Origin of the sequence: Methylibium sp., from assembly GCF_965279545.1 — a bacterium.
In the GTDB taxonomy this organism is placed as follows: Bacteria; Pseudomonadota; Gammaproteobacteria; order Burkholderiales; family Burkholderiaceae_C; genus Methylibium.
In genome coordinates this window covers 262,290-285,085 of record NZ_OZ257250.1, presented here as the reverse complement: position 1 = coordinate 285,085, position 22,796 = coordinate 262,290, and the positions used below count along the sequence as shown (strand labels likewise).

The 22,796-nt window shown below is 63.4% G+C and carries 24 protein-coding genes; 10 read left to right on the top strand and 14 right to left on the bottom strand.

Going from position 1 to position 22,796, the window contains the following annotated elements:
- Nucleotides 1-2: 2 nt before the first annotated feature.
- The 11 genes from ACQY9S_RS01330 to ACQY9S_RS01280 all read right to left on the bottom strand — a co-directional run bounded on the left by ACQY9S_RS01330 (nucleotide 3) and on the right by ACQY9S_RS01280 (nucleotide 10,328).
- Nucleotides 3-965: an XdhC family protein gene (locus tag ACQY9S_RS01330; protein ID WP_428422774.1), complete on the bottom strand. Its 963-nt coding sequence runs from the start codon at nucleotides 963-965 to the stop codon at nucleotides 3-5.
- A gap of 23 nt (nucleotides 966-988) precedes the next feature.
- A complete protein-coding gene (locus ACQY9S_RS01325) occupies nucleotides 989-2,158 on the bottom strand; it encodes a VWA domain-containing protein (RefSeq protein ID WP_428422773.1) in 1,170 nt (389 codons plus the stop codon).
- A gap of 1 nt (nucleotide 2,159) precedes the next feature.
- Nucleotides 2,160-3,068 carry an AAA family ATPase gene (locus ACQY9S_RS01320; RefSeq protein WP_428422772.1) on the bottom strand — a complete coding sequence of 303 codons (909 nt, stop codon included), beginning with the start codon at nucleotides 3,066-3,068 and terminating at the stop codon, nucleotides 2,160-2,162.
- Between the two features lie 4 nt (nucleotides 3,069-3,072).
- Nucleotides 3,073-3,681: an SRPBCC family protein gene (locus ACQY9S_RS01315; protein WP_428422771.1), complete on the bottom strand. Its 609-nt coding sequence runs from the start codon at nucleotides 3,679-3,681 to the stop codon at nucleotides 3,073-3,075.
- Nucleotides 3,681-6,095, bottom strand: coding sequence for an aerobic carbon-monoxide dehydrogenase large subunit (locus ACQY9S_RS01310; RefSeq protein ID WP_428422770.1), 2,415 nt, complete (start codon nucleotides 6,093-6,095; stop codon nucleotides 3,681-3,683). The genes ACQY9S_RS01315 and ACQY9S_RS01310 overlap by 1 nt, the downstream gene beginning before the upstream one ends.
- Nucleotides 6,092-6,583 (bottom strand): (2Fe-2S)-binding protein, encoded by a 492-nt coding sequence (locus ACQY9S_RS01305; RefSeq protein WP_428422769.1) that lies wholly within the window; start codon nucleotides 6,581-6,583, stop codon nucleotides 6,092-6,094. Before ACQY9S_RS01305 ends, ACQY9S_RS01310 begins: the two co-directional genes overlap by 4 nt.
- Before the next feature lie 20 nt (nucleotides 6,584-6,603).
- Nucleotides 6,604-7,467: an FAD binding domain-containing protein gene (locus ACQY9S_RS01300; RefSeq protein WP_428422768.1), complete on the bottom strand. Its 864-nt coding sequence runs from the start codon at nucleotides 7,465-7,467 to the stop codon at nucleotides 6,604-6,606.
- Between the two features lie 288 nt (nucleotides 7,468-7,755).
- Complete coding sequence (locus tag ACQY9S_RS01295; RefSeq protein WP_428422767.1) at nucleotides 7,756-8,121, bottom strand: thioredoxin domain-containing protein; 366 nt, start codon at nucleotides 8,119-8,121, stop codon at nucleotides 7,756-7,758.
- A 60-nt stretch (nucleotides 8,122-8,181) separates the two neighbouring features.
- On the bottom strand, nucleotides 8,182-8,868 hold the full coding sequence (locus ACQY9S_RS01290; protein WP_428425547.1) for a LytR/AlgR family response regulator transcription factor: 687 nt from the start codon (nucleotides 8,866-8,868) through the stop codon (nucleotides 8,182-8,184).
- 225 nt (nucleotides 8,869-9,093) lie between these two features.
- The gene (locus ACQY9S_RS01285; RefSeq protein WP_428422766.1) at nucleotides 9,094-9,726 is read right to left on the bottom strand and encodes an OmpW/AlkL family protein; all 633 of its coding nucleotides are present in this window, start codon (nucleotides 9,724-9,726) and stop codon (nucleotides 9,094-9,096) included.
- 374 nt (nucleotides 9,727-10,100) lie between these two features.
- Nucleotides 10,101-10,328, bottom strand: coding sequence for a LysR substrate-binding domain-containing protein (locus tag ACQY9S_RS01280; protein ID WP_428425545.1), 228 nt, complete (start codon nucleotides 10,326-10,328; stop codon nucleotides 10,101-10,103).
- A gap of 281 nt (nucleotides 10,329-10,609) precedes the next feature.
- Here ACQY9S_RS01280 and ACQY9S_RS01275 point away from each other — a divergent pair, with 281 nt between their 5' ends.
- From ACQY9S_RS01275 to ACQY9S_RS01250, 6 genes are all read left to right on the top strand, one after another.
- Nucleotides 10,610-11,977, top strand: a complete 1,368-nt coding sequence (locus ACQY9S_RS01275) for a YncE family protein (protein ID WP_428422765.1) — start codon at nucleotides 10,610-10,612, stop codon at nucleotides 11,975-11,977.
- Complete coding sequence (copM, locus tag ACQY9S_RS01270; protein ID WP_428422764.1) at nucleotides 11,974-12,423, top strand: CopM family metallochaperone; 450 nt, start codon at nucleotides 11,974-11,976, stop codon at nucleotides 12,421-12,423. Before ACQY9S_RS01275 ends, copM begins: the two co-directional genes overlap by 4 nt.
- Nucleotides 12,424-12,500: 77 nt before the next feature.
- Entirely contained in the window at nucleotides 12,501-13,037 is a 537-nt protein-coding gene (locus ACQY9S_RS01265; protein WP_428422763.1) for an RNA polymerase sigma factor, read from the top strand.
- 1 nt (nucleotide 13,038) lies between these two features.
- Nucleotides 13,039-13,644, top strand: coding sequence for a hypothetical protein (locus ACQY9S_RS01260; RefSeq protein ID WP_428422762.1), 606 nt, complete (start codon nucleotides 13,039-13,041; stop codon nucleotides 13,642-13,644).
- Nucleotides 13,645-13,702: 58 nt separating this feature from the next.
- Complete coding sequence (locus ACQY9S_RS01255; RefSeq protein ID WP_428422761.1) at nucleotides 13,703-14,938, top strand: sulfite oxidase; 1,236 nt, start codon at nucleotides 13,703-13,705, stop codon at nucleotides 14,936-14,938.
- Complete coding sequence (locus ACQY9S_RS01250; protein ID WP_428422760.1) at nucleotides 14,935-15,288, top strand: c-type cytochrome; 354 nt, start codon at nucleotides 14,935-14,937, stop codon at nucleotides 15,286-15,288. Before ACQY9S_RS01255 ends, ACQY9S_RS01250 begins: the two co-directional genes overlap by 4 nt.
- Nucleotides 15,289-15,523: 235 nt before the next feature.
- Here the strand turns inward: ACQY9S_RS01250 and ACQY9S_RS01245 are convergent, their stop codons facing one another.
- Nucleotides 15,524-15,679, bottom strand: a complete 156-nt coding sequence (locus ACQY9S_RS01245) for a hypothetical protein (RefSeq protein ID WP_428422759.1) — start codon at nucleotides 15,677-15,679, stop codon at nucleotides 15,524-15,526.
- Between the two features lie 1,078 nt (nucleotides 15,680-16,757).
- Nucleotides 16,758-17,018, bottom strand: coding sequence for a hypothetical protein (locus ACQY9S_RS01240; RefSeq protein ID WP_428422758.1), 261 nt, complete (start codon nucleotides 17,016-17,018; stop codon nucleotides 16,758-16,760).
- Between the two features lie 2 nt (nucleotides 17,019-17,020).
- On the opposite strand from ACQY9S_RS01240, the gene ACQY9S_RS01235 reads away from it, so the two are divergent.
- The 3 genes from ACQY9S_RS01235 (at nucleotide 17,021) to ACQY9S_RS01225 (ending at nucleotide 21,132) form a co-directional block, all read left to right on the top strand.
- On the top strand, nucleotides 17,021-19,207 hold the full coding sequence (locus ACQY9S_RS01235; RefSeq protein WP_428422757.1) for a di-heme oxidoredictase family protein: 2,187 nt from the start codon (nucleotides 17,021-17,023) through the stop codon (nucleotides 19,205-19,207).
- Nucleotides 19,204-20,430: a glycoside hydrolase family protein gene (locus ACQY9S_RS01230; protein ID WP_428422756.1), complete on the top strand. Its 1,227-nt coding sequence runs from the start codon at nucleotides 19,204-19,206 to the stop codon at nucleotides 20,428-20,430. Before ACQY9S_RS01235 ends, ACQY9S_RS01230 begins: the two co-directional genes overlap by 4 nt.
- Nucleotides 20,431-20,766: 336 nt before the next feature.
- Nucleotides 20,767-21,132 (top strand): DUF1304 domain-containing protein, encoded by a 366-nt coding sequence (locus tag ACQY9S_RS01225; RefSeq protein WP_428422755.1) that lies wholly within the window; start codon nucleotides 20,767-20,769, stop codon nucleotides 21,130-21,132.
- Nucleotides 21,133-21,285: 153 nt separating this feature from the next.
- Here ACQY9S_RS01225 and ACQY9S_RS01220 read toward each other — a convergent pair whose 3' ends face one another.
- A complete protein-coding gene (locus tag ACQY9S_RS01220; protein ID WP_428422754.1) occupies nucleotides 21,286-21,828 on the bottom strand; it encodes a chorismate--pyruvate lyase family protein in 543 nt (180 codons plus the stop codon).
- Between the two features lie 326 nt (nucleotides 21,829-22,154).
- On the opposite strand from ACQY9S_RS01220, the gene ACQY9S_RS01215 reads away from it, so the two are divergent.
- Nucleotides 22,155-22,610 carry a hypothetical protein gene (locus tag ACQY9S_RS01215; RefSeq protein WP_428422753.1) on the top strand — a complete coding sequence of 152 codons (456 nt, stop codon included), beginning with the start codon at nucleotides 22,155-22,157 and terminating at the stop codon, nucleotides 22,608-22,610.
- Nucleotides 22,611-22,796 lie beyond the last annotated feature (186 nt).

Sequence of the window (22,796 nt, the reverse complement as noted above, 5' to 3'; positions counted from 1 at the left end):
CTTCAGCCCCCACAGCAGGATGCGGGGGCCGCGACCCGAACCGGCTCAACGGTCGGTTTCGAATGGCAGCACGAGCCGCCGACGGCAACGCTCTCGGCCAAGGCCACCAGCACGGGCGCCGCCTGCTCCTCCGGCAAACGCGCCTCGGGAAAATGCGGCTCGGGTGCATGGGCCGCGCCGCGTCGGTTCGAGACAACCGCCGCGAGCACCGACAGGGCAATCTCCTCGGGCGTGGTCGCCGCCATCGGGTAGCCCGCCGGCGCCACTATCGCTTGCACGGCTGACGGCTCACTTCCCGCCGCAATCAGCGAATCCTTGAGCACCTTGGCTTTGCGGGCGCTTGCCACGAAGGCGACGTAGCGCGGCGATAGACCGAGCGCCAGACGCAAGGCCTGCACGTCCCGACGACCCTGCGTGGCGACCACCACCCAGGCGCCTGGTGCCAAGAGTGGCGCCACATCGTTCAAGTCGTCACTCGCAACGACGCGCTGGACATCGACATAGACGGCTGGGTCCGCCTCATGGGCGATCGCCGTGACTGAGAAGCCGACCTTGGGGGCGAGTTGGGCCAGGCTCAACGCGACAGGCGAAGTGCCGATGACCACGAGCCGCGCAGCTGGCAGCACCGGGTCGACGAAGAGTTCGAGCGTCCCGCCAGAGTGGCAACTCATTCCGAACTCGAGTATGTCGCCGAGATCCTTCTCACTGCCTTCCGTGGCGGGACTGATGCGGATCAGCTTGGCCTTGCCATCGCTGAGCACCTGCCGCACGGTCCGGATCACGGCGGGTTGCGCGCAGCCCCCACCGACCCAGCCGTGCAGATGCCCATCCTGCGTGACCACCGCCTTGTCGCCCGGCCGTGCGGACGCCGGAGGAAGTGCGCGCACGACGCTGACCAGGGCGTACGGTGTTCCTTCGCTTTGCAGGCGCTGCGCTGCGGCAAAGACGGCATCTGAGGTTGTCATGGTCAAACTCCTTGTGGCTTCGATCAATGAAGTTCGTTGGCCAGGCGAGACAGGTCGCGCAGCGAGTCAAGGCGATGCAACCGCTCCACGCGACCGGGCTCGGAGAGTGCCAGCGTCATGGCCTGCGATACCGGTCGTTCGCTTGACGGGTGGAACCAGGTCACGCGAGTGCCCAATCGACACAGGCCTTCGAGTTCCTCACTCAGGCGATCCGGCTCGTCGGCGTCGTACCCGTCGGAGAGCACCCAGGCTCTCGATCCACGACCCAGTTGCCCGCGCGCGTGCGAAGTTCGGAAGTCCGCCAGACTCGTCGCGATGCGCGTGCCGCCGCCGAACCCAGCCGTGACCGCGTTTACCTTTTCCTGAATCGCTGCGGAGTCACTTCGTAGAAGGGCAGTCACCTCGGCCAGCCTCGTGTGAAAGACGAACACGCGGGCATTCATCGCCCCGACGAACGCGCGAGCGATACGCAGGAACAACTGCGCATGCGTTTCCATGGAGCGGCTCACGTCCACCAGGATGAAAAGGCGCTGCCGCTCGCGGCGCTGCACCCGCCAGGCTGGGCGAATTGGGACGCCGCCCGTCGCCAAACAGCGCCGCAACGTGCTGCGCAGGTCCAGCCGATGCCCGGTTGGCACCCGGCGCCACCGGCGCGTGAGTCGCCTGCGCATCGCCTTGGCGATCTGCTCGGCCAACCTGTCGAGCAGTGCCAGATCCTGCGGCAGCCATTGCGAGAACGACCGGTCGTGCAAGGCTTCGGTTCGGCTGGCGCCGCCTTGTGCGCGCTGCACCGGCGAGTCCTGCTCCGCGACAGTTGCTCCCTCGACCGACGTATCGAGCGACTCGGGGCGCCTGTCGCCCGCGCCGTTCGACTCGATCTGCTGCTGCATGTCGCGCACGACCTGCTCCAGAGTTCGTCCCGGCCGGGTCCGCCCGCTGACGCGCGTACTCCCCTTGATGGCCTCGGGCCACCAGTACCGCTGGAACAGGTCCGGCCAACGACGCCAATCGCGTACGTCGTGGCAGGCGATAGCGCGCCACGCTCCATTGAGACGTGCGTACTCGGTCACCGGCCAAGCCAGTGCCGCCCGGACCATAGCCTGCTGCTCCGGGACACCGACCGTCAAGCCGTGCTCGCGCAGCATCGCCGCAAACCCGGCGATGCGCTCGATTGGCTCCGGCTTTCCCGCCATGTCAGCCTGCCCGCGCCGCACGTTCGGCGATACCGACGACCCGCCGCCCTTCGATCAACTGCCGGACACGGTCGTCCGAGAGTTGGAAGCGGTCTTCGCGGGTCTTGATCAGACACCCGAGCGTGGGCGTCAGCGAACCAGGGTCGTCGGGAAGCGACTGGAAGTCGAAGTCATGCAATGCTTTGACCCAGTCGAGCGTCTCGGCGATCCCCGGGTTCTTTGCGAGATCCTCGCGCCGCAGGCGTTGGACGAACGCGACCGCCTGCTCGACCAGCGCTGGCTCGGCCTCGGGCACTGCGGCACGAACAATTGCGATCTCACGCGCAAGCGTCGGGAACTCAAGGTAGTGGTACAGGCAGCGTCGGCGCAGGGCGTCGGAAAGCTCGCGGGTCCCGTTGCTGGTCAGAATCACCCGGGGCGGCAGCGTCGCACGCACCGTTCCCAACTCCGGCACCGTGATCTGATACTCCGCCAGCACCTCCAGCAAGAACGCCTCGAACGCCTCGTCGGCGCGGTCGATCTCGTCGATCAACAAGACGGCAGCCGTCTCGCCGGAGAGGGCCTGCATCAAAGGGCGCTCCAGAAGGAACTCCCGCGAGAACAGATCCGACTCGGCGATCACCCCCTGACCCGACTCCTGCAAACGTATGGCCAGCAGTTGCCGGCCGTAGTTCCACTCGTACGCTGCCTGCGAAAGATCCAACCCTTCGTAGCATTGCAACCGGACCAGCCTCAGCCCTTCGAACCTCGCGAGGGCCAGCGCCAGGGCCGTCTTGCCAACGCCTGCATCTCCTTCAAGCAGCAGCGGTCGTTGCAGTCGCCCAGCCAGCCACAGCGTGGCAGCAAGAGGCTGGTCGGCTATGTACCCGGCGTGGTGCAGCCCTTCGCGCAGGACATCGTCGCGTGGCATGGGCTCAAGCCGCCTTCTTGCCGAAGAGGCCGGCGAACCAGCCCTTGATGACCATCCACATCAAGCCCAGGGCATTGAGCTCACGCGGCGCAACCCGAGGTGCCGGAGGTTGGCCACTGCTGCTGGCGGCAGTGGCGCCCACGCCGGCAGGCGGAGGAACCGCTTCAGCCGCCACTCGAAAGTTGTCAGCAAACTGCGCCAACATCGCATCGGCCACCGGGACCAGCAGACGGCCGCCGAACTGCGCGAGTTTGCCGTTGACCGTGATCGTCGCCAGGCCGATAAGCACCGAAGAGCCGCGAGTGTCACCGTTCTCAATACGAGCCGCCAGGTTCATCGAGGCCGATGATCCGGCCTTGTCCGCACCCTTGCCGAGAATCTCCAGGCGCCGCTGGCTGACATCCCTTCCGAGAAGTTCGATGTCACCGTTGAAGGTCATCACCGCCGGCCCGACCTTGCTCTTGACCAGGCCCTTGAAGTGCGTCTCATCGGACTGTTCGGTGATCTGCGCCCCGGGCATGCACGCCGCCACAGCACGGATGTCGGACAGAATGACCCAAGCCTGTTCCGGAGACACCGGCAGTGGGTAGCGTTTGTCGAGTTGGACTTCCATTACAGGACCACCCCGCACTGCTTGAGTTGCTGCCAGACGCGGAAGCTGTTGTGGGGCATGGTCATCTGCGTGACTCCGAGGTGGGCGAAGGCGTCGACGACCGCCGACGTGAAGGTTGGAATCGAGCCGACATGGGGTGACTCGGCCACCCCCTTTGCGCCGATAGGATGGTGCGGGCTGGGAGTCACGGTGTAGTCGGTCTCCCAATGCGGCGTCTCGACAGCAGTGGGCAAGTAGTAGTCCATCAGCGTGTTGCCGAGCAAATTGCCCTGGGCGTCAAACGGCATCTGCTGACCCATCGCTACCGCGAAGCCCTCGGTCAGTCCGCCGTGGATCTGGCCCTCGATGATCATTGGGTTGATGCGCGTTCCGCAATCGTCGAGCGCGTAGAAGCGGCGAATCTTCGTCTCGCCGGTGCCGCGGTCGATGTCGACCACGCACAGGTAGATGCCAAACGGGAAGGTGAAGTTGGGCGGGTCGTAGTAGTGCACCGCCTCCAGGCCCGGCTCCAGCCCGGGCGGCGGGCTGTTGTAAGCGGCCCAGGAGATGTCCTTCATCGACTTGAACTTGCTTTCGTTGCCCTTGACCTTGAAGCGGTCGATCTCCCAGTCGAGGTCGTTCTCGCCGACCTCCAGCAGATGCGCGGCGATCTTGCGCGCCTTCGCGTGTATCTTGCGTGCGGCCAGGGCGATGGCGGCGCCCGCTACGGGGGTGCTGCGACTCCCATAGGTGCCCAGGCCATATGGCGCAGTGCTGGTGTCACCCTCCTCCACCTGAATCACCTCACTGGGAATGCCCAGTTCCGTCGCGATGATTTGCGCGTAAGTGGTCTGGTGGCCTTGGCCCTGTGTGATCGTGCCCATGCGGGCAATGGCGCTGCCTGTGGGGTGAATGCGAATCTCGCAACTGTCGAACATCCCCACGCCGAGGATGTCGCACATCTTGCTCGGCCCTGCCCCGACGACCTCGGTGAAGGTGACCAGGCCGATGCCCATCAGCGTGGGGCAGTTCGGATCTGCACGCTTGGCGGCCTGTTCTCGGCGAAGCTCCGGGTAGTCGCAGGCGTCCAGGACCTTCTTGAGTCCCGTGTGATAGTCCCCGGAGTCGTACTCGAATCCGAAAGGGCTGTGGTACGGAAACTGTTCCTTGCGGATGAAGTTCTTCGCCCGAATCTCGGCCTTGTCGATGTTCAGCTTCTGCGCAAGCACATCGACCATTCGCTCGATCAGGTACACCGCCTCCGTAACACGGAACGAGCAACGGTAGGCCACGCCCCCGGGTGCCTTGTTGGTGTAGACACCCTTGACCTTGCAGTAGGCGGCCGCGATGTCGTACGAGCCGGAACAAATGTGGAACAGGCCTGCCGGGAACTTGGTCGGATCCGCGCAAGCGTCGAACGCGCCGTGGTCGGCCAGCACGTTGACGCGCAGCCCCAGGATGCGCCCATCTGGGGTCGCGGCGAGCTCACCGTCCATGTGGTAATCGCGGGCGAATGCGGTCGTCGAGATGTTCTCTACGCGGTCCTCCACCCACTTGACCGGCTTCCCGAGCACGATGCTGGAGACGATTGCGCACACATAGCCTGGATAGATGCCGACCTTGTTGCCAAAACCACCGCCGATGTCTGGCGAAACGATCCGGACCTTCGACTCCGGAATGCCAGACAACAAGGACACCACGGTGCGCACGACGTGCGGCGCCTGCGAGGTGATGTAGGTGGTCAAGTCGCCGCGCACGGGGTCGAAGCTGGCCACGCAGCCGCAAGTCTCCAGCGGGCAGGGGTGCACTCGCGGGTAGAAGATGCGCTCGGCCACCTTCACGGGTGCCTTGTCGAAGGCGGCATCGGCGGCGGCCTTGTCGCCGGCCTCCCAGGTGAAGATGTGGTTGTGGTGGTCACGCTTGCCGTGGGCACCTTCGGTCTTGCCGGCCAGGTCTTCGCGCAAGACCGGGGCATCTGGTGCCAGTGCTGCGAAGGGGTCGATCACTGGCGGCAGTTCCTCGTACTCCACCTGCACGGCCTCAACGCCATCGGCGGCCGCATAGCGGTCCTCCGCTATGACGACCGCCACCTCCTGCATCTGAAAGTGAACCTTCTCGTCGGCCAGGACGGCCGCGACGTCTCCGGCCAGTGTCGGCATCCAATGCAGCTTCAGTGGCTTGAGATCTTCGGCCGTGAGCACAGCCACCACCCCTGGCACCTTGAGAGCCTCGGTCTTGTCGATCTTCTTGATCCGCGCGTGAGCCACCGACGCACGCACGATGTCCATGTGCAGCATGCCAGGCAACTTGATGTCATCGACGTAGTTGCCCTTGCCCTGGATGAAGCGCGCATCCTCCTTGCGCAGGCGGCTGTCGCCCATGCCCTGCAGGGCGGCGCTGCGTTCCAGCAGCTTCGGATCGGCGGGCGCGTTCATGCGGCCTCCTTCTGGGTTTGCTGGAGCTTGGCCGCGGCGTATAGCACCGCCTTGACGATGTTCTGGTAGCCGGTGCAGCGGCACAGGTTGCCGCTCATGCCGGCGCGGATCTCTTCCTCGCTCGGGTTCGGGTTCTCCTGCAAAAAGCGCCAGGCGCGCATCAGCATGCCCGGGGTGCAGAAGCCGCACTGCAGGCCGTGCTCCTTGTAGAAGCCCTCTTGCACGGCATGCAGCACGCCGGCGTTGGCCAGCCCCTCGACCGTGAGGATGTTCGAACCCTCGCACTGCACGGCAAGGTGCGTGCAACTCTTGACCGAGCGACCGTCGACGTCGACCGTGCACGCGCCGCAGTGGCTGGTGTCGCACCCGATGTGGGCCCCTGTCAGTTGGCAATCTTCACGAAGGAAGTGAATCAACAGGTTCCGAGGCTCCACCGCCTTCTCGACGGTGCGCCCGTTGACCGTTGTGGTCAGCAGCTTCTTTGTCATGGTTGTAGTCTCCGAGTTGCCTATTTGCAGCGCGCAGCCGCTTTGCGGATAGCACGCCTGAACATTTCTCCGGCCATCGCCGTCTTGTATTCGCGATCCCCACGCAAGTCTTCGGCAGGGTCACAAGCAGCCATCACTTCGCCCGCAGCCTGCGCGATCGCCGACTCGGTCAGTGGTTTTCCGACCAAAGTTGCCTCGGCAGCCGGCACCCGCACCGCAGTCGGCGCGACATTGGTCAGAGCGATGCGAACACTGCTGACCTTTTCCGCAGACATCCGCAGAACCACAGCGGCCCCCGCCGTCGCCCAGTCGCCGGTCTTGCGCTTGAGCTTCTCGTAGGCATAGCCTGTCTTGGCTGCAAAAGCGGGGATCCGGATCTCCACAAGGATCTCGTCCTCAGCCAGTTCGGTCATGTAGGTGCCGTGGAAGAAGCCCTCCGCCTTGACTTGGCGCTGGCCCTTCGGTCCTTGAAGTACGAAGGTCGCATCGACCGCCAGCATCAACGCGGGGTGGTCGTTTCCCGGGTCACCGTGGGCGACATCGCCGCCGATCGTGCCTCGATTGCGCACTTGCGGATCGGCAATCAGGCGGGCTGCTTCGGGCAGCAGCGGCATCTTGGCCTGCAGAATCTTCGACTCGATGAGATCGTTCTCGACCGTCATCGCACCAATCACGATGGTCCCGCCGTCCTCTCGAATCCCTCGCAGCGAATCGATACGATTCAGGTCGATCAGGTGAGCCGGCTGCGCGAAGCGCAGTTTCATCATCGGCAGCAGGCTGTGCCCCCCCGCGAGCAGCTTGGCATCGGATCCAAGCTGCCCCATGAGCTTCAGCGCATCTGCCACTGACGTCGGAGCGTGGTAGTCGAAAGTTGGCGGAATCATTGGGATCTCCACAGAGTTGAAATCGTCTTGTTGGAGAGTCTCGCCCCGTGCCGTCGCTTGATCAATCGGCCGCTACAGCCTCAGCTGCGAGCACGAAGGGCCGCATCGTTTGCGCGACTGACCACATCGAACGCACGAACTGCGCGTTTCGCGCAAGTTGCTCACGCGGTGTTCATAGGGAAACCGATTGCTAGGGGAAACCCGTTTCGTGCGTTGCGCCAGTGCGCAGGAGCGTCGCCAGAGATCGGCAGCGCTCAACGAAATGAAATCGACGACACGCACATGCCGTCAAAGGCTTGGAGGCCGCTGCCGCAGTCCTTCGACCAAGCCTGCGAGTCCCATCGGGTGATCTGCTCGAAACTCGGCACCGCCTTGGTCCGCCAGTGCGCGTCTGAGCAAGGCACGCAGCGTTTCCTCACGCGCCTCGACAGGCCCGGCAAACTTCACGCCACTGGGGCCAACCAGCACCAAGGTCGGAAACGTCTCGACGTCCAGGTCACCGAGTAGGTCGGCCTCACCTTCGATGTCAACCCAATGCCACCGACAGACGCGGCCTTCTGGAGGGCGTTCCGCAGCAATGCGCTCGAAGACCGGCCTGTAGCTCTCGCAGGTTCTGCACCACGCCGCGCAAAGGCACGCAATATCCCAGGTCATCAACTCAATCCGACTACTGGTTGGGGCCAGGCACCCCAGGACGCTTCACTCGGCATCAGCCTATGTAGGGGTTCGCTTCTTGCGGGCCAAACGCATCGCATCACCTCGCATGCCAAGATGCACGCGAAGCTCCGCCGCTGCCGTGCGCGCTACCGGAATACTCGGCCCGCCATTGGACAACTGGAGCACAAGGCGGCCCCCTTCGCGGACCAGTGCTTTGATCGCAGAAAGATTGACGATGTGACTGCGGTGCACCCGAACAAACTGTTCCGGATCCAGGCGCGCTTCGAGATCTCCGATGCTGAGGTTGCAGAAACGATTGTCGTCAGCGGTAATGACGCGCGTGTAGTGCCCGTCCGAGTGCAGGTGCAGAAGATCCTCGGAGTCGACCAGAACCAGCCTCTGTCCCGACATCGTCGGGATCTTCTTCAGTCGTCTGGTTTGATTGTTCTTGGCCGACTTCGGAGGCTCGCTGCTCACCAGATCGGTGATGTCGTAGAAGGCCAGCGTGTACCCAGCGGGGCGCCGCTGGCCGTCGGAAAGGCGCGACACCTTGATCAGCAGCACCCGCTCCGGGATGTTGATGATCATGGTCATCGGAGGAGGATTGGAGACTGGGCAAACAGCTGCCTGGTCCAGCATGAACGCGACCTTCGGCTGCGAGCGCTCGGGATGAAAGGCAAGAACCCGCTTGTCAAATGGCTGCTTGTCCTCCAACGGCAGCGTTCGGCGAGCGAGGTCGTTCATCGAGACCACGCGCCGCTCCTCGTCCAACTGGACAATTCCTAGATCGAACCTCTCGAGGAGGTAGAGCGGTGAATGAACCACACCAGTAGCCCTCGCGGCAATCTCGCCGGCTTGCGTCAAATTATGGGCTGTGCAAGGCAGGTATGGGCGACAGACACAGGTCTGCAGCATCTGCGCCAGGTTTCGTCACTCTCACAGTTGTGCCGACCGACCTGCTGCGGAGGCTCAGAACCGCTTGCCAACACCAAGCCCGAACAGCACCGGGTCTACCCGCAACTTCCCAACGGAGTTCCCATTGGAGTAGACGGTAGTTCCGATCTGAACCTTCTTGACGTCCGCGTTGAGGAGCCATCCGCCCCCGATCGGGACGTCCACACCAAGTTGAACAGCGAGCCCGAAGCTGTTGTGTTTGACACCCAGGTTCAGCGCCGCAACGTTGGAGTCGAACTTCACCGAAGACAGGTTCGTGTAGTTGATACCGGCTCCGACGTAGGGCCTGAAGTTGCCCAGCCCCGTGAAGTGGTACTGCATCGTCAGCGTCGGCGGAAGGTGCTTGAACGTGCCGATGTCGGCACCGACGACGCTCGAATGAATGGTCTGCTTCTGCGGATAGGTCAGGATCAACTCAGCCGCGAGGTTTGGCGAGAAGAAGTACGAAATGTCAACTTCAGGCAGAACCTTGTTGTTGATCGTCAGGCCAAAACCTGTGTCGTCTTTGTTCGCTGAGTCGAGGTGGACGACTCTGGCGCGAACGAGCCAGTTGCCGGCGTCCTGGGCGTGCGCATCCGAGGCTCCACCCGTTGCCCCAAGAACTACGCAAGCAACCCCGGCAAGAAGACGTCGATCTCCAGTGTTCATTCATTGGCCCTCAAGTTGGACAAGAGTAGTTGGTATGGGGCAGAGCGACGCACGGCCTCGCACCTGCCTTGGGGCAAGTCTCGCGAAGAATTCGAGCGCACTCAAGCACCCTATCCAGCCGACCACAAGCGAACGAAGTGCTCCATGCCTCGCACGAGTTGCAGTTCACCTGAATGAACGGCTACGTAAGCGACATCAGCGTGGCGCGTGATCCAAGGGAAACCGATGCCCTAGGAAACCCTGACGCGCACGGCTCCGGCCCGTCGTGTCAGACAAGCGGAGCCGACGCTTGGCCTCATGAACTTCGCGCTGCATCAATGCGTGGGCGGCGCGGCTCGCCGCGCCCGCGAGAGCCTGCCAGGCACAAGGCACCCTCAACTGGCCTCGTGAGTCTCCATGGGTCGACAAGCCATGGCCTGAGCGACGAAGTTGCGTAGCGCGGGCGCCCCGTGTTTCTGCCGGTGCACTACGAGGTAGCACTGGCGCCTCATCTCAGGCAAGGTCGTGGCCAAGCACACGAGACGCCCAGTGCGTATCAGATCGTCGACGACCCAAGACGACAGGCAAGCTAGTCCAAGGCCCGCCCCCGCCGCGTGTTTGATGGCCTCTGAACTCCCAAGCTCGATGCTTCGCTGATACGACCGCAGACTAGGGAGCCTGGTCGGTAGCTTCGCGAGTACGCGCTGTCGTCAGGGGCCGACCGCGCCGAGTTGGCGCGGATCTCGTCGGAGGTGTACCAACAGTTGGACGGCACGGCAACGGGGAAATAGCGTGCGCATGGAATGAAGTCCTTCTGGCGCCGCTCTTTAGCTCGGTACCCCCGAGACCGCGCCACTATCGGGCGCGCTCTGGCCCGATTCTCGACCTCGCCCCAAGGAACCCCATGACCCAGGATCGACGCGACTTCCTGACGCACACCCTCGCCGCTGCCGCCGCGGCCGTACTGCCTGCCGCAATGGCGCAAGGCAACCCTGGACCCGACGGCCCCGACCCGCGCGACCGAGTCTTCATCACCAACGAAGACTCGAACACTCTGGTCGTCATCGACCCACGCCGCAACGCGGTGGAGACCACGATCAACCTGACGAGCTTCGACGAGGATCCGCGACCGCCGTTCCGCTACGTCACGGCCGGCGTGGCCCCCACGCACGCTGCGATGATCCACAAGCCGCTGTACCACGGCTGCATCGACGCACACGGCGCCGTGCCGTCGCCCGACGGCACATTGCTGGCCACCAGCGGCCGCGGCTCCAGCAACATCTACCTCATCGATGCGGTTGACAAACGAGTGATCGGCAACACGCCGAATCCCGCAGCCAGTGAGACGACGAGCGCCGAACGGCTCTCGAGTGGCATCCTGCTCGGCCGCGAACCGCACGAGCCCACGTTCACGCGCAACGGCAAGGAATTGTGGGTCACGCTGCGGGGTGAGGCCCGAATCGCAATCCTCGACGTGGCGCAGGCGCTTCGCCACCTTCGCGGCGCTGACCTATCACCGGTACGGCAATACCTGCCCACACTGAACGGCCCTGCTCAGGTCTGGTTCAACCGTGAAGGCACGCTGGCCTTCGTGGCGAGCCAGAAGGTCGCCCGTGTTGACGTATTTCGCGTCAACGCAGGCCCGGACGGCCATTCGCGGCCCGAGCGGCTGACGACGCTGGATGTCTCCGCGCAGGACAAACCCGGCTTCACGCCCTTCATGAAGACCACCGCCGACGGCGACGAGGTCTGGTTTTCGCACAAACTGGCCGACGCCGTGTCGTGCCGCTCGACTCGGGGTACCTTCGATTTGCACGACAGCGTAGCGCTCGGCATGGGGGCGCGACCCAATCACGTGGAGTTCGTCGCCAATGCCCGGGGCAGCGTCACCTACGCAAGTCTGGCTCGCGTCGACGACAGCGGCCCGGGCGGAATAGCCTCCAGTCAGATCGCGATCATCGACCGCGGTGCCACGCGCGGCCAACGGCGCATGATCGGCAGCTTCTTCAGCCATGGCCGGGAGGCGCACGGGCTGTGGACCAATCCCGAGAACACATTACTGTATGTGGCCCACGAGCAGGACGAACTGCCGGGCACTCCCAATGCCGGGCAGACCGTGTGCAGCGCGTTCGACGTGAGCGACCCACTCCGGCCAGGATTCATCGCGCAGATCCCACTCGGCAATCTGAACCTGCCGTCCGGCGCGTTGCGCAACAAGAAGAGCATCAACCTCGTCTATGTACGGCCCGGAACGAAGGGGCAAACCGCATGAAGACTGCCAGACCGTGGCACCTTGCACTGCTGCTCACGGCTTTGGGCACCGCCGCAGTGGTGGCCGGCAATGTCGTCTGGGCAGCGGGCGGCGTGCATCACCACGCTCACGAAGCATCACGGCCCGGCACGCCATCCGCCTTTCAGGGTGAAATGGACACGAGCATGGTCGCGATGATGGAAGCCATGCACGCCCCGGGCTACAGCGGCGACCCCGACGTTGATTTCCTTGCGATGATGGTCCCCCACCACCAGGGCGCCGTCGACATGGCGCGCCTGGTGCTTCAGCATGGTCGCGACCCTGTAACGCGCCAACTGGCGGAGGAAATCATCGCCGGGCAGACCGTCGAGATCGATAGCATGCAGCGGCGCCTGGCGCTGCTGCGCAAGGACGTGTGTGCGGGTGCTCCGGAATTTCCTTCGCTCGGAGGCACCCGTGGGCCGTGACGACGCGGGAAAACACCGAGCCTGTTGCCCACGCGCGGCCGGAATGGCGCAGCGACGCCAACGCTCTTAGACACACGATGTTCTCCTCTGCCGAATCACGCTACAACTCTTGGGTGCGAGAGCACTACCGCTTCCTGCTGCGCAGCGCTTGGGCACTGACCGGCTCGCGGGCGATTGCCGAGGACGTGGTGCAGGATTGCTTCGCCGCGGCCTGGCGCTTCAGGGATCAACTCAAGCAAGCGGAATCGGCGCGCGCTTGGCTGTTCCAGATCATGCGGCGCAACGCATATCGCTACCTGGCGCCGGGTCCTGTGTCGATCGACGGCGACGAACTGCCCGAGCAGGCCGCCCCCGATGCTGGCTTGGACGAGAAGCTTGATGTGGTCAAGGCGCTCGCACGTATTGCGCCAATCCATCGCGAGGTGCTGGTGCTGTACTACTTTGACGACATGCCCACGGCGCAAATGGCCGAGGCACTCGAGGTCGCGCCCGGCACGGTGCTGTCGCGCTTGGCTCGCGCGCGCGACGCACTAAAGGCCGTGATGACTGAACCCAGTGCAGCCGGGCCGACCTCTCGCTCGGAAGGGGCCGCGGCCCACCTTCGAAAGGTGTGACATGAAAACCGAAACACCCCTGCCCTCGATGCCCGCCGACAGCGACTTCGACCTGCGCGTACGCGCCGAGATGGCGCTGGCTTTCGAGCCGAGTGATCCGCCACCCCACCTGCTTCGCAAGTCCTCGCCATGGCTGGCGCGGCGCGGTGTCCAGCGCGTCGTCGCCGGCCTGGTACTGGCCGCCACCGGCAGCGGCACGGTATTGGCAATGCGCCCGCCCTCGCTGGTGCGAGACGCGATCGAGCACGAGTCCCACGAGCGCACGCTGCGCGGCAACGCCATGGATCCACAGCAGATGCTTGCTCGGCTTGGTCTCGGCCAAACCAAGGTAGTGCCCGGATTCCCGCAGTTGATGCGCGTCTGCGATATCGAAGGACATGTCGCCTACCACCTGACCACCTACTTCGAGAAGGGCGGCATGGTCACGGTCTTTGCGTTCGACCAGCCCGTCGCACTGAAGGAAGACGGCGGTTGGTGGAACGGCGTGCACTGGCGCGTCATCCGTTCGCGCGAAGGCAAGCCGCTGCTGCTCGTTTCGTCAAAGCAGAAGGGGCTGAGCGTGGCCCAGTTCAGCTTGCAGGGAACGGCACCTCCGGCGCCTGGGTGAGGAACCACTCAGATCCTCACCGAACACACGACAACGATTCCAAACCAGGAGACATTCGATGAGAGAAGAGCCAATCGTCCTACGCCGCCGTCACATGCTGGCAGGCAGTGGTGCCGCCCTCGCCGCCGCGGGTCTGGCCAGTTGGAGTCGAGGCGCAGGCGCAGCGGGCGATACCCCAGCGCCGGTGCCAACGGGCGCCGCACCGAAGCCGCTGCCGGCCTATGTCAGCTGGAAGGATCCGGGCAGCCTCATCGTCCACAGCGGAACCACAATCGAAACCAAGCGCAGTGTGTTCGGCACCAGCGTTGTCACGCCCGCAGAACAACTCTACATTCGCAACAACCTTCCGGCGCCGGACGCGTCGATCCTCTCCGACCGCGATGCGTGGGAAGTGGCGATCGAGGGCGTGAAGAGCCCGCGCAAGCTTGCCTTGCGGGACCTCAAGCGCATGGGCATCGAGACCACGGCGATGGTGCTGCAGTGCTCTGGCAACGGCCGTGGGTACTTCCCAAGCAAGCCGAGCGGTACACCTTGGCAAGTCGGCGCGGCAGGATGTGTGATGTGGAGCGGTGTGCCGGTGCGTTGGGTCGTCGAGGCGCTTGGCGGCGTGCTCGGCGGCATGTCCTACATGACTGGGACCGGGGGCGAAAAATTGCCTGAGGGCCTGGATCCGAAGAGCGTGATCGTCGAGCGATCCGTGCCGGCGGCTGCGATGGCCGATGCGCTGTTGGCCTGGGAGATGAACGGCGTGCCGATCTCCCTTGCGCACGGTGGGCCGCTGCGCCTGATCGTGCCGGGCTACACCGGGGTGAACAACATCAAGTACGTCAAGCGCCTGGCGTTCACGGCGCAGGAGACCGACGCGCGCATCATGTCGCACGGCTACCGGCTGTCTCCTCCAGGTGCAAAGGGTGATCCAACGCAGCCATCGGTGCAGGAGATGAGCGTCAAGTCCTGGATCAATGGTCCTGGCACCGACGGCAAGCCCGTGGCGGCCGGCGACACGCAGATTCATGGCGTAGCCTTCGGGGGGCTCAATGCAATTGCAAAGGTCGAGGTATCGCTCGATGGCGGCAAGACGTGGGCGCAGGCGCGTCTCGTTGGCCCGGACCTCGGGCGCTACGCGTGGCGCCAGTTTGTACTGGCAGCTCGCTTGCCGGCAGGCACCTACACCTTGGCCAGCCGCGCAATCGACACGGCCGGCAACGTACAGCCGGAGCAGAGAAGCGAAAACGCTGGCGGCTACAACAACACCAGTTGGGCAGACCACGCCGTGAAAGTGAGCGTGGCATGAGCGGCAAATTTTGCCTCTTGTCGCCGCATGGTGCGTGCTGCATCTTGGCCACCGTACTTGCCGGTGCGCCGGCGCTGGCCGCAGACGTCTCGGCTCAACTCAAGATCGGAAAGGCGCTGTTCACCAAGGATGCAGTGCCGGCCTGTGCCGTCTGCCACACCCTGAAAGACGCAGGGGCCGCCGGAGCGGTCGGTCCGGTGCTCGACGAGCTGAGACCCGACGCCAGCCGCGTCGCGGCTGCGCTGCGCAATGGCCTCGGACAGATGCCATCCTACAAGGGGAAACTCGACGATAGCCAGATCGCTGCGTTAGCAGCCTATGTCGCAAGCGCCACCGGAGCAGGTAACTAGACCCTGTACTGGTCGGCCGCGCTGAACTCACTTCAGGTCCTTGGACGACCACACCATACCCTTGACCAAGCCTGACCTCCGGTTGCCGTCGTCGCTGCGGCCGACCTGCGCGCCTTCGATCCAAAAAAGGGGGTCGTCTGTGCGCACGAACTCCAGGAGCCTTCCTTCTTCAGGGCGAAGCCGTGAAGGTAGACGGCGCGGCTTGGTCGCTCGGTCATGGTGCCTGCATCGTGGTTCAGCGCTCGGCGAAGCCCTGGGCAGTGGCTTTGACCTGCCGGAGCTTGCCCTCGCGCAGAGCTGTCAATGGTGTCAGCCCGCCCAGCGAGCCCTTGCCTCGGACGAAGAACTGCCACCTCGTGAATCCGTCGAGGTCCTTGAGCAACATGCTCACGGCGGCGAGTTGCCGGCGTTCAAAGGCCAAATTGGAAAAGAAGCTCGGTACACCTTCAGCCCGCTCTTCATCACGAAGAACGAGGTGCCGTCAGCCACTGCTTCGGCGATCGACTCTGCGGAGCAGTTCAAGCGCTTCAGACACTACGCCTCGCCGACGAGTTGATCGGAACTTGTCGTGTCGCCGGTGATGTGCTGGCCTGTCATGCGGGAGATCATGCCGCAACGAATCGTTTCCGTCACTTCGTCGTAGGCGCCCTCCAAAGCAGGGCCGCCGCCACGCACTGCCGCCCCCCCATCGTCACGGCGGCCATGTCGTGCGGCCGCCCAAGTTGCAAGTGGAGGAACCGGGTCGGAACCGGTGGCGGGTCTGGATCGGGATCGCTGGCGCTTTTGGTCCGGAATGCGCATTTGGTGGCCTGACGGCCGTGGCCTTGGTCGATCCAAGTCGGTCGGTTTCTTGACAGGCCTATTTCGCAGAGGCCAATGGCGCGTCGATTGGCCATGCCACCCGACAGGCGCACTGGAGACTTGCACGAATCTCGTCCACCATCAGGCGAAATCAACGGACTGCGTGCTCACGCGGTCCTTTTTCACGCTTGCTCTGAAAGCTTGGAATGAGTTGCACGGGACTTCGCTCTTGAGCTCTAACCACAGCCTGCCTCGCGCCGCACTTTGTGAAGGATATCCAGCTACGAAGGTCAGGGCAGTCTCAAAGCATGAGAGGCGTGGGATGTTCAACTTGCAACGATTTGGACAATCACTTTCGCAAATTCAAGGAATCAAACGACTATCGAAATGCGTCATTCCCCTGATCAGGCGTGTACGCCACCTACTCACACCGTAACGACCGACAAGGACGTTTGCTACGCATCATCAATTCGCAGACCATCCCCCCACCACACGGGTGATCGCGCGCATGGACTACGCCAGCGAGTTGGTTGCTAACTGCGCATCGAACCGGTTCGTCAACAAAAAATCGAAATACTCCGAGGGAGAGTCAATGAGTACCAACAAAGCTTTGGCCGCCGAGATTGGCAGTGGGCGGTCGCATTCGTTCGTCGCCCTCGGGGTGATGTTCAGCGCGGTTCTGGCGCTTTCCGGTTGTGGCGGCGGCGGCGCCGGCACGCCAGCACCCACCGGGTCGGCACCCGTACCCGCACCCGCGCCGGTAGGTGCCCCCGCACCCGCACCCGCACCCGCACCCGCACCCGCACCCGCACCCGCACCCGCACCCGCACCTGCACCTGCACCTGCACCTGCACCCGCACCCGCACCCGCACCCGCACCCGCACCTGCACCTGCACCTGCACCTGCACCTGCACCTGCACCTGCGCCAAACGTGCCGACCCCGCCCCAGACGACGCCGACCACCACCGGTTTCTCGAGCGTTGCAATTCCTGTCACTCAAGGCGCCGCCATTGCCGCGCCGGCAGGCTTGGGGGCTACCGACTATGTGCCGCTCTTCGTCAGCGGCACCAAGGTCGTCGAGCAAGTCCAGTACACGGAGCCCGACGGCACGCTCGTTACCTACTCAGGCTTCCGCCCCACGGCGCGCCACGGGCGCGAGGGGGGCGAGGACTGGAAAGACCCGATCGACAGGGGACCGGGCGACTACTTTGCGTTTCCCTCGTTCTATTTCCAGAATCGCACTTGGGGCCTGGTCATTCGCGATGAGGTTCCGGCCGGTCGCCAGAAGATCACCGCGTACCTCAAGCCCAATATGGGCACCTTGATCGACGCCAGCTTCAATGCCTTCCGCCGCGTTGACCCTGGCGTCATCGAGTACGGTTGGAAGAATAACGGTGGCTACGACAAGAATCGTTGCACCCCGACTGAAAACATCGCGGAGATGTGCAAGTCCAATCCGATTACGGACTATTGGCGCTTCAGCGACGACAGGGAGTACCTGGGGACTACGTCGCGGCCGGACAACAAACTCAGGATTGGCGACAAGATCGAGATGACGGCCGGCGTGTTCCTTGATCATGATCCCGCCAATCTCGTGGCGTTGATCGACGGAGGCGGCGCCCGCGACTACTCGCTTGAGCAGTTGTATGTTGTCGGCAAGGGCATGGTGCCGTGGTACGGCGCCGCACCAAGGCTCGACACCACTCCGCTGCCAGATGATGCACTGCTGGGTGGCCAGACCACCGTGCCGTACAACTACTCCGAAGAGCCGCATCGAGTGTTTCAGCAGTCAGCTGGCAACATCGGCATCGCCAACATGCAACGGTTCGTCGAAGGGCGACGCTTGTTCCACACGTCCTTCGTCGATGGCGTGCACTCGGAACACGTCGGAGTGAATCCGGTGTTCACCGCACACGCTAACCAGATTGGAGCACGCTTCAACGAAGTGCGTTGCCTGGGCTGCCACACACTGAACGGTCGCAGCCCGGCGGCCGAAGTCGGCACGCCGCTGAACAAGTTCGCGGTGATGACTGCGGCAGCGAGCACAAACGCCGGCATCACGCCCGACCCGACCTACGGCACCAACGTTCAGCAACGGGCGAGCGCGACTGGCGGGACGGACTTGTCAGTCACGATCCAGTCCTTCGTGAATTCCGTACGCACATTGTTTGGTGGCGAGACCGTCAATCTGCAGAAGCCGGTCCTTGCATTCAAGGGCCCGACTCCCGCGCAGGTCTCGTTGCGTCAGGCGCCGCAGGTCATCGGCATGGGTCTGCTCGAAGCGATCGACGAAAAGACGATTCTTGCGCTGGCCGACTCCACTGACAGCGATGGCGACGGTGTGCGCGGCGTGCCCAACTGGTCGATCAATCCTGAAACGGGTCAGCGCCAACTCGGCCGCTTCGGCTGGAAGGCCGGCAAGGCCACAGTGCGTCATCAGAGTTCGATCGCGTTTTTACAGGACCTGGGTGTCACCACGCCGGCCTACAGATCTGCTGTCTGCCAACAACGCGGCGGTGCTTCGTCCGAATGCAAGAGCAGCACAGCCACGCCTTCACTGTCGGACTTCGAGATAGACCGGATTTCGTCGTACCTGCAGCTCTTGGGCGTGCCGGCGCAGAGCAAGTACGCTAGCGGCTACACGGACGGCGCGATCACGCCACCCGAGCGTGAAGTGACGGCCGCGACGATCAACGCGATCAGCCGCGGCAGTCAGTTGTTTGCACAGTCCGCCTGCACCGCATGCCATGTGGCCGAACTCAAGACCGGTGCCAACCATCCCTTCTACGAACTACGCAATCAGACCATTCGCCCGTACTCCGACTTATTGCTGCACGACATGGGGGCAGAACTCGCGGACACGTTGACCGAAGGTCAAGCCAGCCCAAGCATGTGGCGCACGCAGCCGCTGTGGGGCTTGGGCTCGTTGAAGTATGTTCAGAAAGGCACCGGCGCAAGCGACCCGAGAGCTGTGCGCTATCTGCACGACGGACGTGCTCGCACCTTGGTGGAAGCCATTGGCTGGCACGGGGGTGAAGCCTCCGGCAGCAGAGCCAAATTTGAAGCCCTGTCCAAGGCCGACCGCGATGCGGTGCTTGTGTTCCTGGAGTCTCTATGACCCAGCGCAGCAACCCCGTTCGTTCGGCAGGCACTGACGTGTTGGTATTGGAGCCCGGCAACTTGCGTCGCAGGCAGATGTTGATCTCTACGGCCGCCGCGACCCTCGCAGCTTGCGGTGGCGGCGGCAGTTCGGAGCCTGCGGCACCTGCACCTGCACCTGCACCTGCACCTGCACCTGCACCTGCACCTGCACCCGCATCGAAGAGTGCAAAGCGCGGCGTCGCCTACGCGCTGGAAACTGCCAATGACTACGCGGCAATGGCTCCTGGCTTGAGCTGGTGGTATGACTGGAGTAGTGCGCCGAAGGGCGGCACGCCCACGGAGTTGCGCGCACGCCATGGCATGGACTACATCCCGATGGTGTGGAGCCAGGTTTTCGACGACGCGCAGATCACCCAGATGTTGCGCGCCAATCCGCAGATTCACTACTTGCTGGCGCTCAATGAACCGAACCTGAATGGCCAAGCCACTCGCACGCCTCAGCAGGCAGCCGACCTGTGGCCGCGCATCGAGACGATTGCTCAAGCCACTGGCGTGAGGATCGTTGGGCCGCAGATTACCTGGGGCAATCTGCCCGGATATGAAGACCCGGCGGTGTGGATGGATGCGTTCTACGCAGCCTACCGCGCTGCCAACGGTGGTCGTGACCCGCGGATCGACTACCTGGGCTTTCACTGGTACGACTACGGGCTTGCGGGGCAACTCGACCGCTTGGCCAAGTACGGCAAGGCGTTCTGGGTTACCGAGATGGCGAACTGGCACGTCGGCGACGGAGCCGCGGCGATCGATTCGGTCGACAAGCAGAAGGCGCAAATGACCGAGATGGTGGCACTTTGCGAGTCGCGCGCCGACGTGTTCCGCTACGCTTGGTTCACAGGTCGGGGCGGAGCCGATTTGAACAGTCGATTCACCACCTTGCTGGGAGCCGACGGCGAGTTGACGGCGTTGGGCCATCACTACCTGAGCCTGCCTGCTTCGACAGCAGTGCTGCTTGGCTGCAGCGACACGATCTCGGGCAATCACGGCCACGTGCTGACCGTTCCCCAAGCCGATCTCGATTCAGCTGTGGACAAGGTCTACGACATCCGGGGTTCGGCGGGCCACACGCATACCGTGACGCTGGCCGTTACCCAGTTGCGCCAACTCAAGGCGGGCACGGCGGCAATGGTGACTTCGAGTGACTCAGGGCACACGCACGATGTTCGCGTGTATTGTGCATAGTGACTAGAAGCGTCCTGCGGGTCGCCCGCGTGGTGAGCGCCCCGCAGGCGCGGTCTTGGTACTGCGCATTGCCGCGAATTGAACAGTACGTGGCCCCGGGCTCACGAGAATTCGAGCCACGCATGGTCATCAACCGCTTGCACAACCGGCTGTCACTGCAGAGAATCTGCCGGCTTCTGTGTTCGTGGGCGAGGCAAACGCCCGGGATCCGTGATGGCTTGCGCGGCATGGTGCTGCTACGTCTCGCGCCCGAGCTATCTCGGTTCGGATGACCCGACCAACTTGTTCCTTTGTCTTGGGCGGAAGACCGCCCACCTAACCAGTATCGGAGATCCAATGTCAATGGCAGCAAAGGTTGTGATAGCGGCGATTGGTGTCCTGCATGTCTACATTCTCGTACTTGAGATGTTCTTGTGGGACAGGCCGGCCGGCATGAAAGCATTCGGACAGTCGCACATTCAGGCGGCAGCGACAAAGGTCATGGCGGCCAACCAAGGTCTCTACAACGGCTTCCTCGCTGTGGGATTGTTCTGGGGCCTCCTTCTCGGTGATGATGGCAGGCACGTGCAAGTCTTCTTCCTTGCGTGCGTCCTTGTCGCCGGGCTGTTTGGCGCTATCACTGTTGGCCGCAAGCCGCTGTTGATCCAAGCGCTGCCGGCGACGGTCGGGCTGACGCTACTTTGGCTCGCCAAGATGCAGTAGCGAACCGCTGGATGTCGTCCTGGCTGCACTCGCTTCACCTCTGAGCGACCAGAACCAGCTTTCACGTCCGGGCGACCGCCGAAGCAGCACGTCGGCCTGTCGCCGCATCGGGGCGGGAAGCGCGTACACAGTCGCACCCCTGCTCTCTGCCGGCTACTCGCGCCTCTTCATCAGCATGCCGCGCCGATAGGTCTCAACAACGATCATTCTCGGACCATCAGGGGCAACTATTCGATAGGCGCGCGTTGCCGCGTCGTCGGGCAAGCCGACCGCAGTCCAAATGGGTGCAGCGAGACTGGCTGCCTCGGCAATAGGCTCACGCCGCGTCCACAGGGATGTCAACAGGTGACCGATGGGCCGGAGGCCGGCCAACAAGTCGGCCTTGAGCCCGGCGTCTAGTCCATCCAGTGCCACATAGGACACGCTGTCCAGCATGACCTCGCCGCGCGCAAAGAGGAAGCTCACGCGTTCAATGAAGCGGTCGCCGCGCAGTAGTTGTCGAACCAAGTCAGGCACGCTGCCAGTCATCTGCTGGCGCACTACCTGCACCCCAACAGGACCTTGAGCGACCGCCTCACACAACCGGGTCGCTGACCCGTCTTGGGCAAGCAGGATGTCAAGAATGCGCGCTTGACAAGTAGTCGGGGCGTTTGCGAAAGGCCTGCGCGACACCGAAGTGGTTGGTTGTGGGTTCATCGTGATGAGGAGCGAATTGCGAGATGGTCGTCAAAGTGAAATCCACGCCCAACTCCGAGCACTAGATATGGACCCGACAGCGCTCGCCTAGCCGGCAGTGTGGTTGCTTGTGCGACCTTGGGAGCGAGGCCGCAACGACGTCGCGAGATAGCGCCGCACCCCTCCGCTCAGGTCGTCATCGGCGGGACAGCAAAACCATGCGGCGCACGTCAGTCTCCCGGCGATCGACGAAACCGGGGCTTTGTGCCTCACAGCAAGCGCAACGGCGCGAAGTGCAGCGAGGCGTTGTTGCCGTATTCTTTGTTCTCATTTCAGAAGGTGTTTCAATGATCTCATCGCTTCAGAGTTTCGACGACAAAACGATTCACGACATCGAGGTCCATCGCAAGCAAACCGGATCCTCCATAGTCCAGTTGCTCGGCGCATATTCCAGAACTTGGAGCCGAAACCTTTCTACAGAGGAGCGCCGCGCGATCATCGCCACGATCTGGGAGCCCGACGGCACCTACACTGATCCGACCGCGTCTTCGCTCTCGCCTTCAAAACTTACGGACCACATCGAGCGAATGGTCGAACTACTTGGCGAGGCCGAACTGCGCTTGGCTGGGCAGCCAGTCTTCTACGGCAACATCGTGGCGTTCTCTTGGGAGTATGCGGATGGAAATGGCAAGCGACTCGGCCTCTTCACCACCTTTGGAACCGACTTCGTCGAACTCTCAGATCGCGGCAAGCTTCGCTCCATTGTCGGCCTCTTTGGCACTCGATTGGACGTGCCCGCCTGAGCGGGGTCGCTGCAGAATCGGCTGCAAGATGCGCCATCCTCTTGGTCACCAGCGACGCGCTTCTCTGCGGCGCAGAGTCGCGCGTTTGGGTTGACCCGCTCGAGCAACGTGCACACCTTGTCGCGCACGTATTGGCAATTCGGCCCAGCCAAGCCTTCTCGGCCATCTGTTGGGTTTCGTGTCCGG